Origin of the sequence: Arthrobacter sp. SAFR-044 (genome assembly GCF_051965175.1) — a bacterium.
Taxonomy (GTDB): domain Bacteria; phylum Actinomycetota; class Actinomycetes; order Actinomycetales; family Micrococcaceae; genus Arthrobacter.
On sequence record NZ_JBQCMK010000006.1, the window covers coordinates 244,312 to 259,933 of the forward strand.

The window sequence follows — 15,622 nt, forward strand, 5'->3', positions numbered from 1 at the left end:
GTCCCCCACCGATCCGGGAATGCGCGGTGGACCCTGCGCCTCAGTCGATGTCGGTGCTGGTGCTCAGCTCCTGCCACTGGTCCAGCTCAGCGCGCTGCGCATCCGCCACCTTGCCGAACGCGCCGAACGCGTCCGTGCCCAGGACCAGAAGGCCCGGCGGGTTGGGGGAATCGACGACGGCGAGGATCGCCTTGGCTGCCTTGTCCGGGTCGCCGGGCTGGTTGCCGTGGGCGGTGTCGACTTCCTTGCGGCGCTTGCCGGCCGTGTCCGCGTAGTCCCCGATCGCCGTCGCGGACTGCGTGAGCGAGCGGCCGGCGAAGTCGGTGCGGAAGCCCCCGGGTTCGATCGCGGTGACGTTGATGCCCAGTGGCTTGAGCTCGTTGCGGAGCGATCCGGACATGCCCTCCAGCGCTGCCTTGGTGGCCGCGTAGTAGCCCGAGCCGGCCGGCGTGATCCGCGCACCGATCGACGAGATGTTCAGGATGGACCCGGACTTGTTGGCGCGCATGCCCGGCACCACTGCCTTGATCATGTCCACGGCGCCGAAGAAGTTGGTGTCGAACAGGCGGCGGATGTCGGCGTCGTCCGCTTCCTCCACGGCGGCGCGGTAGCCGTAGCCGGCGTTGTTCACCAGCACCTCGATGTTGCCGAACTTCTCCTCGGCGGCCTTCACCGCCGCGGCGATCTGCGCCTTGTCGGTGACGTCCAGGGCCAGGGGGAGCGCCGTGTCCGGGAAGCCGGCGGTGATGTCCTGGACCGCTTCGATGTTCCGGGCGGTGACGACGGCGTTGTGCCCGGACGCGAGCACGGTTTCCGCGAGTGCCCGGCCAAGTCCGGTGGAGCAGCCTGTGATGAGCCACGTTGCCATGGGTTTTCCTTTCATAGGGGAGTGGGAAATAAGGGGCGGGCAGGCGCCTAAGCCCGCTGCCGCCGTCGTGCGTGTGCTGTCAGTTCATTCGCGCCGTAGCTGTTGTCGTCCGGGTTGACGGTGACGCCGGGGGCAACCAGCTGGTCGATGCGGTCCAGTACCTCGGGGGCCAGGACGGTGTCCGCGGCCGGGAGGTAGGACTCCAGCTGCTCCATGGTGCGCGGGCCCACGATCGCGGAGGTGACGCCCGGGTGGTTGATCACGAACGCGATGGCCATCTCGATGAGCGTGACCCCGGCCCATTCAGCCACCTGCGCGAGCTCCTCCACGATGTCCAGCTTGCGCTGGTTGGCTGGCTGCGTCATGTCGAACCGGGCGCTGGGGCGGGCACTCGAGGTGGGCCGGGACGCGGAGTCCTTCCGCCAGCGGCCGGAGAGCCAGCCGCCGGCCAGCGGGCTGTAGGTGAGCGTGCCCATCCCGTGGCGCTGCACGGTGGGGAGGACGTCCTCCTCGACGCCGCGGGTCAAGATGGAGTAGGGCGGCTGCTCGGTGACGAACCGCTCCAGGTTGCGCTCGCGGGACGCCCACTGCGCCTCCACAATCTGGGAGCCGGAGTAGGACGAGGATCCGATGTACCGGATCTTGCCCTGGCGGACCAGGTCGGTGAGCGCGCCGAGGGTCTCCTCCACGTCGGTGTCCGGGCTGGGCCGGTGCACCTGGTAGAGGTCTATGTAGTCCGTGTTCAGCCGGCGCAGCGAGTCCTCCACCGCCCGGATGATCCAGCGCCGGGAGCCGCCGCGCCGGTTGGGGTCCTTTTCGTCCATGGGCATGAAGAACTTGGTGGCCAGGAAGACGTCGTCGCGTCTTCCGGCGAGAGCCTCACCGACGATCTCCTCCGAGGCGCCGCCGGAGTAGACGTCCGCGGTGTCGATGAAGTTGATGCCGGCGTCCAGGGCGCGGTGGATGATGCGGGTGGCGTCGGCGCGGTCGTCGTTGCCCCAGGGGCCGAACATCATCGCGCCGAGGCAGAGGGGGCTGACCTGCACGCCGGTGCGGCCAAGCGGGCGGTATTCCATATGTGTTTCTCCTTTAGGCTTCCGGGATGACCATGGCGAACCGCTCCGGGCGGGCCACATCCGGGTCGGGGCCGCTGCGGACGCCGGAGTCCAGGGCACCGATGGTCTTGAGCTCGTCCGCCGACAGTTCGAAGTCGAAGACCTCGAAGTTCTCTGCGATGCGCGCCGGATTGGTTGATTTGGGGATGGCGGAGCGGCCCTGCTGCAGGTGCCAGCGCAGCATCACCTGGGCCGGGGTCCTGCCATGGGCGTGCGCGACGGCGGCAATCGCCGGGTCGCGCATGACGTTCTTCCGGTTCTCGCCCCAGCCGGGGTAGAAGGTGATGCCGCCGATGGGTGACCACGCCTGGGTGAGGATGCCGTGCTCCGCGTCCGCCGCCTGGACGGCCGGCTGCTGGAAGTACGGATGCAGCTCGATCTGGTTGACGGCCGGGACCACGTTCGTTGCCTCGAGCAGCTGCCGCAGGTGGTGCGGCATGAAGTTGCTGACGCCGATGGCCCGCACCCTCCCGTCCTTGAGCAGCGTTTCCAGGGCCTTGTATGCGGCGACGGTCTTGTCGAACCGGTCCGGGGCGGGCTGGTGCAGGATGAGCAGGTCCAGCTGCTCCACGCCCAGCTTGCCCACCGCCTTGTCCCACGCGTGCAGCGCCTCGTCGAAGCCGTAGTCGCTGACCCACACTTTCGTCTCGATAAACACCTCGGAGCGGTCCAGCCCGGACCGGCGGATCCCTTCGCCCACCTCGCGCTCGTTGCCGTACGCGGCGGCGGTGTCGACGTGCCGGTAGCCCACCTCGAGCGCTGTCTGGACGGCCGCCGTCGTCTCTTCCGGGGGACTTTGGAAAACGCCCAGGCCGAGCGCGGGCATCGTGACGCCGTTGTTGAGTTTCAGTTCCATGCCTCCACGCTATTTCGGCGCACGGGTTTGTGGGAGGGCTTGCCAGTCCCTCCTTCGCAGGCCGCGCGCCGCGTAGCGTGGGGGCATGACCAACAGCGACGACGTGCGGAAATTCCTGACCTCCCGCCGCGCCCGGCTCACCCCGGAGGACGCCGGGCTGCCCGCGTACGGCGGCAACCGGCGCGTGGCAGGGCTCCGGCGGGAGGAGGTGGCCATGCTCGCGGGGATGAGCATCGACTACTACATCCGGCTGGAGCGGGGGAACCTTGCGGGCGCGTCGGACAGCGTCCTGGAGGCTTTGGCGCGGGCGCTGCAGCTGGACGACGCCGAGACGGCCCACCTTTTCGACCTGGCCCGCGCGGCCACGTCCGCGCCGAGGGTCCGGCGGAAGCGGAGCCCGTTGACCGTGCGTCCCAGCGTGCAGCGGGTCATCGATGCGATTACGACGGCGCCCGCCTGGGTCCGCAACGACCGCGGCGATGTGCTGGCCTCCAATGAGCTGGGCCGGGCCCTGTACCTGGAGATGATGGCGGATGCCGTCACCCCGCCCAACAGTGCGCGGTTCACGTTCCTGAACCCACCCAGTGGTGGGGGACCTGGATCTGACGTACGAGGCGATGGAGCTTCCCGCGGACCCGGGCCTGCGGATCAACATCTACACGGCCGAGCCCGGGACGCCCTCTGAGGATGCGCTGAAGGTGCTGGCCAGCTGGGCGGCGACGCAACGGGCCGCGGCGCAGGCGCCTGGGGTGCCGCTGCAGGAGAAGCGCTAGACCCATCCGAAAGCGGACGGTCCTGTCAGGACTCGGCGTTGATGAATCCGATGATGATCGCCGTCCACCAGGCCAGCTGCGAAACCACCATGCACGCCACCATGTGGATACGCTGGCCACGGGTCAGGTCCGTGAACTCGGCATCGGCGGGAAGCCGGGCGAGGCGCCGCATGAGGGGGATCAGCATGATCCCGTTCAGGCTGAGCACCAGGACCGCCGCGAGTTTGAGTTCCGTCATCGGGTTGTCCAGGTGCGGGCTCAGGAACACGCCTGTGGCCAGCAAACCGGCGAGCCCACCCCAGATCAGCGGTGTGGCTGCCCCATCGAGCCGAATGATCTCGCCAAGTCCGCGCCGGCCGATCAGCCACAGCAAACCGTGCCAGTCGACCAGGATGATGGCACCGAAAGCCACAACCAGGAAGAGGTCATGTACTGCGAGGTCGACATTATGGACACCGTCGTCCACATTTACCAGGGATGAGAGAATTACCGACAGCAGCCACACCACGATTGCCGCGGCGGAAAGGGCAACAACCAGGCGCCGGGTGGACCGCTCGGACTCACGGTGCCGCCTGATGGTACGCCTGCTGACGGGGACATAGCTCATGACATGCCTCTGTGGGACCTGTAACCGATGGCCGTCCCAGCAGGGCCCGAATTAGCACCAACTTAGCCCCGTCAGTGCCGGTCAACAAGGAAAAGTTGCTCCCCGCGGACAGGGCGGAGCACTTACGGCAGAAGCGAATCGTCCGCCAGCCACGCCATTGCCTCGTCCATGGATATGAAGAACCGGGTGGGGTGCGCCGGCTTGTGCCGCCCCATATAGAAGTCGGCAATGGTCTGGTCCACGGGGGAGGTGCCCACGACGGCCGCGCGCGTCAGCGGCCAGGTGCCGGCGAAGGCCTTCAGGGCGCCCTGGTCAATCCACGCCAGGCCCGTCATCTCGACCAGCAGCGGCAGGGTCCGTCCCGCACTGAGGACCCGGGCGCGTTTCATCAGCGCCCGCGCGTCGCGCTCGGTGACCACGTCCCCGTGCCCCCATTTCAGGTGCAGAAGTTCCCCGGAGAGCTCGATGGTTCCGGTGACATCCATGCCTACTACTTTGCTGGTGCTTCGCCGCCCACGGCAATACGGAGCGGAAACGCACGACGGCGGCACGCGCCAAAGCGGCCTGCCCACCTTGTGCAGGTGGGCAGGCCGCTCGGCCGGAGCTAGTGTTCGGCGCGCGCGCCCGGCTCACCGCCCGGCTTGCGCGCGGGATCCACGGTGCCGCCCTTTCCGTAATCGCCTTCCGGGTACCGGCCGGTCTCGGAGGCGGCGGTCCGGCCGGATACCGGACCGGCCTCACCGTAATCGGCCTTGACATAGCGTCCGGCTCCCACGGTCCTGTCGCCCAGGGGTTCGGGCAGTGCGCCTTCGCTGCCCGCCGGACCGTAGTCCCCTTCGATGTACTGGCCCTCTTCGTCCTCGGCATGGCGGCCGCGCTGGGCCCCGGCTTTGCCAAAGTTGCCTTCGACGTACCGTCCACGCAGGTCGCGCTCCTCGGGCGTCTCGTCCGGGCTGGGGGTGTTTTCGATATTGCCGTTGTCGTTCATGATCTTGCCTTTCGAACGAACTCCACGTCTCCATGCCGCGGTCCGGACCCTGTCGGGGCTGTTGCTGTTTTGGAACTATTGCTTTTCCGGCACTGTTGCCTGGGGACACTTTCGGCGTAGCATAAAAGTACACGGATTGTCAATTAGTCCGGATGAAGCCAAGGACAACAGCCAAAATCGCAAAGAAGGTACGCGCGATGAGTGATATCAGTCCGCTACGGAATGCCGTCCGCAATGGCAGCGGACTCAAACGACTGGGTGGGACCTGGGGCGAGCTCCTTGCGGAGTTCCTGGGCACCTTTGTGCTGATCTCGTTCGGCGACGGCGTGGTGGCCATGGCGGTTGCCGCGTTGCCGGGATCGGGCCGCGCCGCAACATCTACCACCATCTTCATGGCCGCGGGTGACTGGCTGCTCATTGCCTGGGGATGGGCCCTGGCCGTGGCGTTGGCCGTCTACGTGGCCGGCGGCGTCAGCGGCGCCCACATCAACCCCGCAGTGACAGTGGCGTTCGCCGTCCGCCGGAAGTTCCCCTGGCGGAAGGTGGGGCCGTACATCGTGGCGCAGGTGCTGGGTGCCTTCGCCGGAGCCGCGATGGTGTACCTGCTGTACTTCAACGCCATTGACGCCTACAACAAAGCCGTCGGAACCGGCCGTGGCGACGCGAAGGGGCTGGCCAGCTACTCCATTTTCGCCACGTTCCCCGCGCCCTACTTCAACGGCAACCCCACCGGGCCGCTGATTGACCAGATTGTGGGCACGGCGTTCCTGGTCATCTTCGTCGTGGCCATCATCGACATGCGGAACACAGCCGTCCAGGCCAACCTGGGCCCGTTCATGATCGGGCTTGCGGTCGCGGCCATCGGCATCTCCCTCGGCGCCAACGCCGGCTACGCCATCAACCCTGCCCGCGACTTCGGACCGCGGCTTTTCGCCTGGCTGGCCGGATGGGGCCAAACGGCGCTGCCTGGAACCGTGGACGGGGCCTTCAGCTGGTACTTCTGGGTGCCCATCGTCGGCCCGTTGGTCGGCGGTGTGATCGGTGTGCTGATCTACGACTGGTTCATCGGGGACGTCCTCAATGCCCGGGCCCGGCTGCAGGAATCCACGCCTCCGGGCCGTGCCGGCGGTGAAACGCCTCCGGCCACCGAGGCCGAGACGTCAGTTCCGGAGACCCGGGCCGCCCCGAAGCGGAGGGCCGCATAACCGGCAGGCGTCAGGCGCGGGCACCGCAGCATGAAAGTGCGACGGCGGCCCGCGCCTTTCGTGAGCGGGCAGAAACGTACGATGCCGGTCTCTACGCCGTAGACTTTACGCGTAGACTAAGTAATCAGGAAGCTTATGCAGTCGGGGTTCCCTTGGGCTTGGCATTACGCAACAGAATGGTTCCACCATGGCTTCTCCAGAACATAAGTCCGGCAGCGCATCCTCCCCAAAAACCCGTCTGAGCAGGGAGGTTGTCCTCAACGCTGCGCTTGGACTGGTGGACGCCGAAGGTTTGGAGGCACTCACCATGCGCCGGCTGGGTCAGGAGCTGGGGCGGGATCCGATGAGCCTTTACCGCTACGCCGACAACCGCGCCGCCCTGTTGGACGGCGTCGCTGAAACTGTGCTGAACGAACTGGCGATCTTCCCCGATGACCCGGACTGGCAGGCGCAGCTGCGCAAGATTGCGCACGACCTCCGCCTCCTGGCGCTCCGGCACCCGAATGTTGTCCCGCTGCTGGTCACCCGGCCACTGTCCACACCGCTGGGCCTGCGCCCCCTGGGCACCCTGCGGCCCCTTGAGCAGATCCTGGCGCTTCTGATAGAAGCCGGTTTCACCCCTGCTGACGCGCTTCATGTCTACCGGGCTTACTACGGTTTCCTCTACGGCCACATCCTGAATGAACTCCAGGAATACATCGTGGACCCGGAGGAAAACGAAGCCATCCTCCGCCTCGGCCTGCACCGGCTGCCGGCAAAGGACTTCCCGCACCTCCGCGCACTGGGGCCCGTCCTGGCCGATTACGACGGTGACCTCGAGCTCGACCAGGGGCTGAGCATCCTGCTCACGGGCCTCGCCGCCCAGCTTTCCGGACCCCGACCAAGGGCCACGGAGGTGCAGGCTGCGGGAGCTTTTGAGAGCGCGCCCTCCCAAGCCGATTAGGGGCCTCCTCGCATTGACATTCATTTTCAAGCTGAGGATCCTCATTTCTACGTAATTCAGGTACTTCAACCCGGCTGAGGTGTCCCGTGGGCGGTGGTGGCTGTGGACATGTGGAATTGGACCTGCTCCGGTTTTGGCAACTGCGCCGCGACGGAGAAATTGTCCACGTCGCCGCCCGCCAGCAGCGGCTGATCGCCGCGCTTGCCGTCCGCGGCCCCAGGGTGCGGAGCTACGTTGCCGGGCTCCTTTGGCCCGACTGCCCCGAGCCCAGGGCCCTGGAGAGCCTCCGGGTCAGCGTCCACCTGGTCACGCGCCAGGTTCCCGGGATGCTGGCCAAGGATGGGTCCGTGCTTGCCCTGGACCCGTCGGTGCAGGTGGACCTTTACCGCGTGCGGGCCCTGCTCCACGAAGGCCCGGCAGGGAACGGGAAAGCCAAAAACGCCCTGCTGGACCTGCGGGACGCCGAGTTGCTGCCCGGCTGGTATGAGGACTGGGTGCTGTTCGAACAAAGCCGGCTGCACCAGGACCGGCTGCGCGCCCTGACGCTCCTGGCAGGCTCACTGCTGTCGGCGGGCGACTGCGAGGGCGCTGCGGAAGCGGCGGGTGCGGCCCTGGAAATCGAACCCCTCTACGAGAGCGCCGTGCGCGCACTGGTTACCGCGGAGTTAACAATGGGGAACCCAGTCTCCGCACTGCACGCCTACGACAACTACACAAACGCCCTGCGCACGGACATGGGCGTCCTTCCCTCCGACACCCTCAACAAACTCATCGACGCCATACAGGTGGGGTCTTCACCCGTCCTGGGCCGCCAGCCAGCGGCGCACAGTGTGGAGGACTTCCTCCCGGTCCACCGTGGATAGGCTGCCGTGCTGCCCGGCCCCCTCGCTGTACGTGACACGCGCGCGGAACCCGTGTTCGCCGTCGGGCTCACTCCAGGTGCGGATCACCAGGGTGCCGCCGCTGCCGGGGACCCCGGGCCCGTCGGGGACAATGTGGTCGATCATGTTGTTTTCTGGCTCCTCTTCCGTTGACCCTGATCATGCGCGAAAGACCATCAGCAACCCGCGGTTTTTCCTGAAAGATTGGCGCAAGATCCGCTGACTGAGCGGCAGTAACGGGGCTGTAACGCCGGGAATGGTCAGCTTCGTGGCGCAGGCGAAGTGCCGGCAGCGGAACTGCGAGGGGCTCTATGCCGTGGGTGATGGACCTCAGTGGCCGGCAGGCCTGGGCCAGTGAGGCCATCGAAACCCTCCGTGCCGCGCACGTCCCCCTCCAGCCGGCAGATGCACCTGAGACTGCCGCCACCGCCGGCATCATCTTTGCCGGGACGCAGTCCCAGGAGCTGGTCTCGGCCCTGGGCCTGGCGGAGTATGGCCGCTGCAGGGTGCTGGTGTTCGGCCCGCCGGACGGAAGGTTGAAACCGTGGCCGGTGCTTGAGGCGGGTGCGGCCGAATGTATGGCCTGGCGCGGCCAGGTGGCGCCGGTGGCGGCGTGGCTGCAGCGGATCGAGGACGTGGAAGCGGTCATCGACTCCGTTCCGGTCCGGGACAAGCTGGCGGGGCAAAGCCCGGCGCTGCGGTCCGCGCTCCGGGACTTGGTGGTGGCCGCGAAGTTCGGGAACGCCCCCATCCTGATCCAGGGTGAGACGGGGACCGGCAAGGAGCTGGCGGCCCGGGTGGCCCACGCGGTCAGCAGCCAGCGCGGCAACCTGGTGGTGGTGGACTGCACCACCATTGTTCCCACGCTGATGGGCAGCGAGTTGTTCGGCCACGAACGCGGTGCCTTCACGGGCGCGGTGAGCGTGCGGACCGGCGCGTGCTCCGGTGCCGACCAGGGCTCGCTGTTCCTCGACGAGGTGGGCGAGCTGCCCCTGGAACTCCAGCCTGAACTGCTCCGCGTGGTCCAGGAAGGCACCTACAAAAGGGTGGGCGGCGACAGGTGGCTGCACAGCAAGTTCCGGCTGATCTGTGCCACCAACCGCGACCTGGCACATGAAGTCGCCGCCGGCAGTTTCCGCACGGACCTGTATCACCGGATCGCGGCGTCCGTGGTCACCATGCCGCCGCTGCGGAACCGGCTGGAGGACATCCTGTGCCTGTTCGCCCGGTTTTGCCGGGAGGCCACCGGTGCCCGCACCGATCCGGAGGTGGATCCGGCTGTCCAGGACGTCCTGCTCCGGCGCGGCTACCCCGGTAACCTGCGCGATTTGCGGCAGCTGGCCTTCCGCATCGCCGCGCGCCACGTCGGGCCGGGGGCCATCACCCCCGGCGACCTTCCCCGCGAGGACAGGCCCCAGGCAGGCCGCCAGGCCGCGGGCCAGGTCCAGAACGCGTACGACGACGGCCCGGCCGGCGCCGTCGATCCACTTGCCGTCGATCCACTCGCCGTCGATCCGCTCGCCAGAGCGGTGGCCTGGGCAGTGGACGCGGGCCTTGGGCTGCGGGAGATCAAGGAACGCGCGGCGGAGGCGGCCGTGGCGGTGGCGGTGGAGCGGAGCGGCGGCAACGTCCATTCGGCCGCCACCATGCTGGGGCTCACGGACCGTGCCGTCCAGCAGCGGCAGGCCCGCAGGACGGACACCGATGGTCCTCAAACCCGGTGAGACACCCCGTCTGCCACTGCAGGGCAGTTGGTGCATTGCGGGAACTTCCACGTCAGCGGACGCCTGAATCGAATGCCACTTTCACCTCGGTGAAGGACCCTGCCTTGATGACAACATCCTGCGGCGGAGCGGACGGCATCGGAGCCCCGGACAGGTTAGCGGCTTGAAGTTCGTATGTCCCCGCCGGAAGCTCTAGCCTGAACTCTCCCTGGTCGTTGCTTGTAGCCTCACGGACCGTTGTTCCTGAGCGGTCCTTGACGGTGATGCGGGCCGGCAGGGGAATGTCGGGACAGGGCGTGGAGGCCATCATTTCCGGGCATCCGGCATCGACAGTGACGTGTCCGTTCATCCCAGACCTCGCAGGGGGCGTCGCACAGGAAACGGATGTTCCTGCGAGGCACACCGCGACAACCACGGACTCAAAGAAGCGGAGCAGAACGCCCATATTGCAAGAACGCTCGTTCCCCGGCACAAGTTCCTCCCCTTTGCCCCGCCACCCCGAATCTGGGCTCGCCATTGCTTGCTCTGACCCAGTAACGCGCCAGTAACGCCGGCATATCTTTAATGGTCTGCGACGCCATTCTTCATTTTGGAAAGGGGCAGGGCATGAAAAGGAAGCTGAGGACAATCTTCTGGTGGGAGGCGGCCGGGGCCATAGCCAGTGCAGTTCTTTTCATCATCACGCTTTTCAACCGCGAATGGATTGAAATCGTCTTTGGAGTGGAACCGGATGGAGGCAACGGAACCATGGAATGGGCTGTCGTCGTCGTCTTGGCTGCGCTCACGTTGCTGTCGCTGACGCTGGTTGGCCGTGAATGGCGGCGTTCGGTCGTTCGGGAGGCGACTTAGTCCTGCGTCCAGCTACACACCTGTCGACCTTAATCAGTTGTCTATTAGTAGTAGAAGGGAGCCGTGATGAGCGAGACAGCAGAGTCCCCCGCTCCACAAGGCTCAGAGCAGTCCAGGCGGGTTGAACTTTCCGGCCCAACCTTCCAGCCTGAGGAGGGCGGTCCCCGGGAGGAACAACACCTGCCCGACCTGGACCAGCGGCAGGAGGCGATCCGCACGGAACGACGCGCGGCAGGCCCGGAGTCAACAAACCAGGACCAACAGGAAGTGCTCGAAAACGAGGCGCCGCGCAACGATGACGAGCCTGAAACTGATCCAGCAGAAAGTTCCCAGGAGTAGCCATGTCTCCCGTCTCGATCTTGTCCAACATCTCACTGGGCGACGGGCCCACAAGCAACAACACTTCAACTGTGGGCGAACCGACAGCCGCGGTGGCGGGCAACCACATGTTCGTCACCGGGAACTGGTACGCAAGCCAAAGTACCGACGGCGGCACGAACTGGAAGCACGTGGATCCCTTCACCGCGTTGCCCTCGGCCGCAGGGGGTTTCTGCTGTGATCAGGTCGTTCTGTACGACGCCCGGCGCAGACTCTGGATCTGGATCCTTCAGTACACCCGCCGCAATGGAGCGAACGTTTTCCGGCTGGCCGCCGTCCACGACAGCGATTTCGGCAACCCGGGGGCATGGTACTGGTGGGATATTGCGCCGACAACGGTGGACGGCTCGTGGACACAGCTGTGGTTTGACTACCCCGATGCAGCAATGACCGCAGACAACCTGCTCGTCACGTTCAACGTCTTCAACAATGTCGGCGCTGGGCAATGGCAGCGGGCCGTCGTCATGCGCTTTCCACTGGCCACCATCGACAATCGTGGCACGCTGATTTTCAACTCCTGGTCGACCACCCAGAACGGTTCCATCCGGCTCACGCAGGGTGCCAGCGGAACCATGTACTTCGCCAGCCACAATTCAACGCAGCAGGTACGCCTGTTTTCGTGGGCAGACGGGCAGAACGCGGTCAACTGGTGGGACATCAACGTCGCCGCATCCAGCGACGCGATTTCGTCCAATGCCCCCAATAATGTGAACTGGCTGGCCCGGACCGACCGGCGGATCACCGGCGCCTGCATAGGCAACGGCACCATCAGTCTCATGTGGACCTCCGGCAGCGGATCGAACCGTCCGCACCCCTACTGCAGGGTCGTGCAAATCGCAGAGGCCTCCAAGCAGGTCACGGCCCAGCCTGACATCTGGAGTTCCACCCGGTCCTGGGCATATCCGGCGGCTTGCACCAACAGTGCCGGGGTGCTCGGGTTCACGGCGTTCTACGGCGGGGAAGACCGCAACCCGGGACACATCGTCGGAGTCCGTGACGCCAACGGAACCTGGAGCACCGCTTACAGCAAGCTGGGAAGCCACTCACCCGATGATCCTAAATGGGGCGACTACCTATCCTGCCGCCGGCACGCCCCCTCCGCCGAAACATGGGTTGCCTCCGGATACACCCTCGAAGGCGGCGCGACCCGCACCGACATTCTTCCCCGAATTGTTCGGTTTTCAAGAGTGTGACTGGCCGTACCCGAGGGGTTGTGGTTCTGTCGCGAAGGCTTCCAGTGCTTGGGCTGAAGATCGGAGAAGGGAAGGTGACACGGTGAGTGGACATCGGAGCGAATGGACGCCCCAGCAAGTGCAGGAAAACCTTGGCGAGGCCAACGAAAACCTGCCTGAAGCACGGACCACCGACAGGTTTCCGGTGGCCGGCACGGCGAGTGGAATGGATTTGCGGGCAGGCGAGCATCCGTACGAGGAGGATACGGCCGGAGCCGCAGGGCAAGGCAACGACCTCCGGATGCCACCCGACCCGCCCCGGCACACCACCGAACAGGCCGGTCGCTAATGGGCCTCTACTTCAACAACGGCACCGGGGACACCCTCTTCGTGGCCTACGCATACCACTCTCCCGGTTGCGAGGGCGGCACGGACTGGTCAAAGAAGGGCTGGTACCGCATCACGCCCGGTGGAACCGCAAAGGTCCTCACCGGGTGGGCCGGGCCCGGGAAGTACTTCGTCTTCGCCGAGAACGAGTTCCGCACCAGGGCCTGGTCCGGCCCATTTTTCACACAGTTACCCTCAAGGGCGTTCGACTGGTGCTGGCAAACCGGAAGTACGGACAGCCGGACACTTGGTCTCGCGAAATTCGAGGTCGGGTGGGGAATCCTGGATCACACCGTGCGCTTGACCTGACCACCCTGTGAGACTGCGAAAGGGCAGCGGCAGGGCCTCAGGACGGACTCCGCCGGCACCTAAATCCAGCTAAAGCCCGTGGCTCAGCTCGTCCGCCACCTCGTGCCAGTACCCGTCACCGGTCTCCTCGGCCAGTTCCCGGAACAGGTCCCCAAGTTCGCGCCAGAGCACGTCCGGCCCCTTCCGTCCCGGAACCCGGCCGCGGTAGTTGGCGCGCTTATAGACCCTGCCGAACTGCTGGCGGACAAGGTCTTCCACGGCGAGCCCGAACATGTCCGGTTGCTTGTCCGGCGACGGAAACGGAATGAATTTTGCCAGCTGGACCGGCGGCAGCTCGCGGCGGGACTTCACCAGGTCCTTCGTGGCCGGAAGCCGGTCATCCCTGGTGCTCTTTGCCACCAGCCGGTCCCCGGCGATTTCGTGGGCAAAGATGCGCACCTGGCTGGGCGCCGGCCCGGGAGGCCAGGGCCGGTAGGTAATCAACCACACGGATTCCCGTCGGGGCTCCTTGCCCGACATCCACGCCGGCCGGCCCGTCCTGCTGCCAGGCCTCGCCCGGCGGGCCGCCTCGCTCTGCCGGAGGTAGGCGCGCAGCTGGTTGAGGCCGCCCCTGATCGCCGGCCCGTTGTCCGGTTTTATCTCGGCCATTCCCGGGGCCCTGATCGGCTCCGGACCCATAGCCGGCACATTCACAGCCATGCCTTCTTCCTCCTGTCATGTCCCGTAGTGGTGCAACAGCGCCTGCTTCGCGCCGGTCCCGTCAGTCGAAGGACGTTGCCGCCCAAAACGAGGGCCCTGTCAGTCGTCGGCAGCTCCAACGCGAAGATCTTGGCGAGCTCGGGCGCGGGGTGCAGGTACGGCCCGTCGCTGCCGAACAGCACCTTGCGCGATCCCGCCCGGGCCACGGCCTCCTCCAGCAGGTCGAAGTACCGCACCCCTGAGGTGTCCGTGAAGATGTTGGGAACCCGGACCAGCACATCGGTCAGCCGTTTCTGGGCCCGCCAGTCGTCGTTAAAGGACGACAAATGCGGCACAATCCAGGCGACAGCCGGGTGCCGCCCGGCCAGATGGCACACCCGCTGCACATCCCCGCCGGGGTCAAAAAGCACCGGCATCCGGTGGCGTTCCGCGGTGAGCGCCACCTCATCCGTTGCGGGCCCATCGGACCAGTGCACCTTGATCCCGCAGGCGCCGCGCGCATGGGCGGCCGCCACCATGGCATCCACCCGACCGCGGTCGGCCACGGGATTGACGAAAACGTACCACAGCCACCCGCCGGGCTCCCTCGCGGCCAGCTGGGCCACGGCCCGGTTGGCTTCCGCGTAGCTGCCCACCGGCGCGGCCATCAGCACGCCCCGGAAAATTCCGACGGCGGCAGCCCGCTTCCGCCACAGCGCAAAGGATGCGGCGGGGCCGGCCGGGCCCAGCGGGACACCCGCGGTTCCGAGATGGACGTGCGAGTCCACGATCATCAGGCCGCCCGCCTGTCCCGCGTCACCGCGGCAAGTGCCTGCACCAGCCGGTCCAGGTCGGCCTGGGTGTGGTCGGCCCGCACCACGGCGGACAACAAGGCACCCGGCCGGCAGCGGGGCAGCTGCACCAGCACCTGCACACCCTGGGTGGCAAGCGCGGTGCGCCAGCGGCGGGCCAAGGGCAGGGAGCCGACCCGGGTTCCGACAATGGGAAAGGGAAGCCCCATCGGCGGAAGGCCCAGATCAGCGAACGCCGTCCGCAGCCAGAGGGTCAGCCGCCACAGCCGCCGCCGCAGCCGGGGGAGGCCGCTGCTGCGGAGGGCCCCGATTCCCGCGGCAAGGTCCGCCGCCGACGGCGGGCTGCTGTGCATCCGGTTCCCGCCGTTGCGGGCCACCGTCCCGACCGTGGTGCTGTCGCCCGTGATCACCGTGACCGGCGTGCCGTAGGCCTTGGCCAGCGAACCAAGCCACAGCAGCCGGTCGTGGGACAAGCCCAGCCACCGTGCCGTGCCGGTACCGTCCCCGAAGCCGCCCGGGCCACCGGATGTCCGGCCCAGGACGCCGAAGGCCAGGGAGTCATCAACGATCACCTGGCCCCCGCTCTGCCCGGCGATGGCCTGCAACTCAGCCAGGGGCGCGGGCCGGCCGCACCCCTGGCACCAGCCGTCCGTCAACACCCAGGTCCTGGAAGGCTCCGTCCTGTTTGGACGCACGACGGCGGGTGGCCGGAAGTGCGGGTACGTCACCACCCGCACGCCCCGGGAGAGCGAGGCCCGGCACGCCCACTGGGACAGCGGGTAGGCGCCCTCATCCACCAGGAGCACATCCCCGGGGCGGGGGAGTGACTGCAGTACATCCATCATTCCGTGCAGCGCCGACCTGGCCACCAGACCGCCGTCGGCCTGCTGTTGCGCGGCAACCAGGGATGCCAGCTCCGCGGCGGCGGGCAGCTCCCGGAGCGCGGCGGGCACTCCGGTGGTGAACTCCGCCCAGGGGGCCAGCGTGGCGCTGGAGTGGTGCTGGCCCAGGAACAGTGCGGAGGTGAAGTCCGCCCCGCCCGGCAACCTAGACATCTCCTGACCTACATGACCCGGC

Annotated in this window: 20 protein-coding genes and 1 pseudogene; 10 read left to right on the forward strand and 11 right to left on the reverse strand. The window is 66.9% G+C overall.

Annotated features, from left to right (window positions below):
• Nucleotides 1-40: 40 nt before the first annotated feature.
• From ACTHQS_RS11780 to ACTHQS_RS11790, 3 genes are read right to left on the reverse strand one after another with little or no spacing between them, the layout of a single operon-like run.
• A complete protein-coding gene (locus ACTHQS_RS11780; RefSeq protein ID WP_440168953.1) occupies nucleotides 41-868 on the reverse strand; it encodes an oxidoreductase in 828 nt (275 codons plus the stop codon).
• Between the two features lie 47 nt (nucleotides 869-915).
• Complete coding sequence (locus tag ACTHQS_RS11785) at nucleotides 916-1,944, reverse strand: aldo/keto reductase (protein WP_440168955.1); 1,029 nt, start codon at nucleotides 1,942-1,944, stop codon at nucleotides 916-918.
• Nucleotides 1,945-1,957: 13 nt separating this feature from the next.
• Nucleotides 1,958-2,839, reverse strand: coding sequence for an aldo/keto reductase (locus ACTHQS_RS11790; protein WP_440168958.1), 882 nt, complete (start codon nucleotides 2,837-2,839; stop codon nucleotides 1,958-1,960).
• Between the two features lie 85 nt (nucleotides 2,840-2,924).
• Between ACTHQS_RS11790 and ACTHQS_RS11795 the strand changes: the two are divergent.
• Nucleotides 2,925-3,612, forward strand: a pseudogene (locus ACTHQS_RS11795) (helix-turn-helix transcriptional regulator).
• 25 nt (nucleotides 3,613-3,637) lie between these two features.
• Here ACTHQS_RS11795 and ACTHQS_RS11800 read toward each other — a convergent pair.
• From ACTHQS_RS11800 to ACTHQS_RS11810, 3 genes are all read right to left on the reverse strand, one after another.
• The gene (locus tag ACTHQS_RS11800; RefSeq protein ID WP_440168960.1) at nucleotides 3,638-4,219 is read right to left on the reverse strand and encodes a hypothetical protein; all 582 of its coding nucleotides are present in this window, start codon (nucleotides 4,217-4,219) and stop codon (nucleotides 3,638-3,640) included.
• 122 nt (nucleotides 4,220-4,341) lie between these two features.
• Entirely contained in the window at nucleotides 4,342-4,704 is a 363-nt protein-coding gene (locus tag ACTHQS_RS11805; protein ID WP_440168962.1) for a DUF7793 family protein, read from the reverse strand.
• Between the two features lie 119 nt (nucleotides 4,705-4,823).
• Complete coding sequence (locus tag ACTHQS_RS11810; protein ID WP_440168965.1) at nucleotides 4,824-5,207, reverse strand: hypothetical protein; 384 nt, start codon at nucleotides 5,205-5,207, stop codon at nucleotides 4,824-4,826.
• Nucleotides 5,208-5,404: 197 nt separating this feature from the next.
• On the opposite strand from ACTHQS_RS11810, the gene ACTHQS_RS11815 reads away from it, so the two are divergent.
• The 3 genes from ACTHQS_RS11815 to ACTHQS_RS11825 all read left to right on the forward strand — a co-directional run bounded on the left by ACTHQS_RS11815 (nucleotide 5,405) and on the right by ACTHQS_RS11825 (nucleotide 8,218).
• Nucleotides 5,405-6,412, forward strand: coding sequence for an MIP/aquaporin family protein (locus ACTHQS_RS11815; RefSeq protein ID WP_440168967.1), 1,008 nt, complete (start codon nucleotides 5,405-5,407; stop codon nucleotides 6,410-6,412).
• A 187-nt stretch (nucleotides 6,413-6,599) separates the two neighbouring features.
• Nucleotides 6,600-7,355: a TetR/AcrR family transcriptional regulator C-terminal domain-containing protein gene (locus ACTHQS_RS11820; RefSeq protein ID WP_440168969.1), complete on the forward strand. Its 756-nt coding sequence runs from the start codon at nucleotides 6,600-6,602 to the stop codon at nucleotides 7,353-7,355.
• Nucleotides 7,356-7,465: 110 nt separating this feature from the next.
• Nucleotides 7,466-8,218, forward strand: a complete 753-nt coding sequence (locus tag ACTHQS_RS11825; RefSeq protein ID WP_440168971.1) for an AfsR/SARP family transcriptional regulator — start codon at nucleotides 7,466-7,468, stop codon at nucleotides 8,216-8,218.
• On the opposite strand, the gene ACTHQS_RS11830 is transcribed toward ACTHQS_RS11825, so the two are convergent.
• Complete coding sequence (locus ACTHQS_RS11830) at nucleotides 8,150-8,362, reverse strand: hypothetical protein (RefSeq protein ID WP_440168973.1); 213 nt, start codon at nucleotides 8,360-8,362, stop codon at nucleotides 8,150-8,152. The two genes, ACTHQS_RS11825 and ACTHQS_RS11830, sit on opposite strands and share 69 nt — an antisense overlap.
• A gap of 185 nt (nucleotides 8,363-8,547) precedes the next feature.
• Between ACTHQS_RS11830 and ACTHQS_RS11835 the strand changes: the two genes are divergently transcribed.
• Complete coding sequence (locus ACTHQS_RS11835; protein ID WP_440168975.1) at nucleotides 8,548-9,960, forward strand: sigma-54-dependent transcriptional regulator; 1,413 nt, start codon at nucleotides 8,548-8,550, stop codon at nucleotides 9,958-9,960.
• Between the two features lie 52 nt (nucleotides 9,961-10,012).
• On the opposite strand, the gene ACTHQS_RS11840 is transcribed toward ACTHQS_RS11835, so the two are convergent.
• Nucleotides 10,013-10,309 carry a carboxypeptidase-like regulatory domain-containing protein gene (locus ACTHQS_RS11840; protein ID WP_440168978.1) on the reverse strand — a complete coding sequence of 99 codons (297 nt, stop codon included), beginning with the start codon at nucleotides 10,307-10,309 and terminating at the stop codon, nucleotides 10,013-10,015.
• Nucleotides 10,310-10,566: 257 nt separating this feature from the next.
• Between ACTHQS_RS11840 and ACTHQS_RS11845 the strand changes: the two genes are divergently transcribed.
• The 5 genes from ACTHQS_RS11845 to ACTHQS_RS11865 all read left to right on the forward strand — a co-directional run bounded on the left by ACTHQS_RS11845 (nucleotide 10,567) and on the right by ACTHQS_RS11865 (nucleotide 13,055).
• The gene (locus ACTHQS_RS11845; protein WP_440168980.1) at nucleotides 10,567-10,809 is read left to right on the forward strand and encodes a hypothetical protein; all 243 of its coding nucleotides are present in this window, start codon (nucleotides 10,567-10,569) and stop codon (nucleotides 10,807-10,809) included.
• A gap of 66 nt (nucleotides 10,810-10,875) precedes the next feature.
• Nucleotides 10,876-11,148 (forward strand): hypothetical protein, encoded by a 273-nt coding sequence (locus ACTHQS_RS11850; RefSeq protein WP_440168983.1) that lies wholly within the window; start codon nucleotides 10,876-10,878, stop codon nucleotides 11,146-11,148.
• Nucleotides 11,149-11,318: 170 nt separating this feature from the next.
• The gene (locus ACTHQS_RS11855; RefSeq protein WP_440168985.1) at nucleotides 11,319-12,380 is read left to right on the forward strand and encodes a hypothetical protein; all 1,062 of its coding nucleotides are present in this window, start codon (nucleotides 11,319-11,321) and stop codon (nucleotides 12,378-12,380) included.
• Nucleotides 12,381-12,462: 82 nt separating this feature from the next.
• On the forward strand, nucleotides 12,463-12,708 hold the full coding sequence (locus ACTHQS_RS11860) for a hypothetical protein (protein ID WP_440168988.1): 246 nt from the start codon (nucleotides 12,463-12,465) through the stop codon (nucleotides 12,706-12,708).
• Nucleotides 12,708-13,055, forward strand: a complete 348-nt coding sequence (locus ACTHQS_RS11865; RefSeq protein WP_440168990.1) for a DUF1036 domain-containing protein — start codon at nucleotides 12,708-12,710, stop codon at nucleotides 13,053-13,055. Before ACTHQS_RS11860 ends, ACTHQS_RS11865 begins: the two co-directional genes overlap by 1 nt.
• Before the next feature lie 69 nt (nucleotides 13,056-13,124).
• On the opposite strand, the gene ACTHQS_RS11870 is transcribed toward ACTHQS_RS11865, so the two are convergent.
• From ACTHQS_RS11870 to ACTHQS_RS11880, 3 genes are read right to left on the reverse strand one after another with little or no spacing between them, the layout of a single operon-like run.
• Complete coding sequence (locus ACTHQS_RS11870; RefSeq protein ID WP_440168992.1) at nucleotides 13,125-13,703, reverse strand: hypothetical protein; 579 nt, start codon at nucleotides 13,701-13,703, stop codon at nucleotides 13,125-13,127.
• 41 nt (nucleotides 13,704-13,744) lie between these two features.
• On the reverse strand, nucleotides 13,745-14,527 hold the full coding sequence (locus ACTHQS_RS11875) for an amidohydrolase family protein (RefSeq protein ID WP_440168994.1): 783 nt from the start codon (nucleotides 14,525-14,527) through the stop codon (nucleotides 13,745-13,747).
• Nucleotides 14,527-15,600: an aminotransferase class I/II-fold pyridoxal phosphate-dependent enzyme gene (locus tag ACTHQS_RS11880; protein ID WP_440168997.1), complete on the reverse strand. Its 1,074-nt coding sequence runs from the start codon at nucleotides 15,598-15,600 to the stop codon at nucleotides 14,527-14,529. The genes ACTHQS_RS11875 and ACTHQS_RS11880 overlap by 1 nt, the downstream gene beginning before the upstream one ends.
• Between the last annotated feature and the right edge of the window lie 22 nt (nucleotides 15,601-15,622).

Bases quoted from the DNA above. Each gene is read 5' to 3' on its own strand.
- ACTHQS_RS11780 (WP_440168953.1), bottom strand. From the start codon at position 868: ATGGCAACGTGGCTCATCACAGGCTGCTCCACCGGACTTGGCCGGGCA.
- ACTHQS_RS11805 (WP_440168962.1), bottom strand. From the start codon at position 4,704: ATGGATGTCACCGGAACCATCGAGCTCTCCGGGGAACTTCTGCACCTG.
- ACTHQS_RS11810 (WP_440168965.1), bottom strand. From the start codon at position 5,207: ATGAACGACAACGGCAATATCGAAAACACCCCCAGCCCGGACGAGACG.
- ACTHQS_RS11875 (WP_440168994.1), bottom strand. From the start codon at position 14,527: ATGATCGTGGACTCGCACGTCCATCTCGGAACCGCGGGTGTCCCGCTG.
- ACTHQS_RS11845 (WP_440168980.1), top strand. From the start codon at position 10,567: ATGAAAAGGAAGCTGAGGACAATCTTCTGGTGGGAGGCGGCCGGGGCC.
- ACTHQS_RS11800 (WP_440168960.1), bottom strand. From the start codon at position 4,219: ATGAGCTATGTCCCCGTCAGCAGGCGTACCATCAGGCGGCACCGTGAG.
- ACTHQS_RS11880 (WP_440168997.1), bottom strand. From the start codon at position 15,600: ATGTCTAGGTTGCCGGGCGGGGCGGACTTCACCTCCGCACTGTTCCTG.
- ACTHQS_RS11840 (WP_440168978.1), bottom strand. From the start codon at position 10,309: ATGAACGGACACGTCACTGTCGATGCCGGATGCCCGGAAATGATGGCC.
- ACTHQS_RS11790 (WP_440168958.1), bottom strand. From the start codon at position 2,839: ATGGAACTGAAACTCAACAACGGCGTCACGATGCCCGCGCTCGGCCTG.
- ACTHQS_RS11815 (WP_440168967.1), top strand. From the start codon at position 5,405: ATGAGTGATATCAGTCCGCTACGGAATGCCGTCCGCAATGGCAGCGGA.
- ACTHQS_RS11870 (WP_440168992.1), bottom strand. From the start codon at position 13,703: ATGGCCGAGATAAAACCGGACAACGGGCCGGCGATCAGGGGCGGCCTC.
- ACTHQS_RS11850 (WP_440168983.1), top strand. From the start codon at position 10,876: ATGAGCGAGACAGCAGAGTCCCCCGCTCCACAAGGCTCAGAGCAGTCC.
- ACTHQS_RS11785 (WP_440168955.1), bottom strand. From the start codon at position 1,944: ATGGAATACCGCCCGCTTGGCCGCACCGGCGTGCAGGTCAGCCCCCTC.
- ACTHQS_RS11820 (WP_440168969.1), top strand. From the start codon at position 6,600: ATGGCTTCTCCAGAACATAAGTCCGGCAGCGCATCCTCCCCAAAAACC.
- ACTHQS_RS11835 (WP_440168975.1), top strand. From the start codon at position 8,548: ATGCCGTGGGTGATGGACCTCAGTGGCCGGCAGGCCTGGGCCAGTGAG.
- ACTHQS_RS11830 (WP_440168973.1), bottom strand. From the start codon at position 8,362: ATGATCGACCACATTGTCCCCGACGGGCCCGGGGTCCCCGGCAGCGGC.
- ACTHQS_RS11865 (WP_440168990.1), top strand. From the start codon at position 12,708: ATGGGCCTCTACTTCAACAACGGCACCGGGGACACCCTCTTCGTGGCC.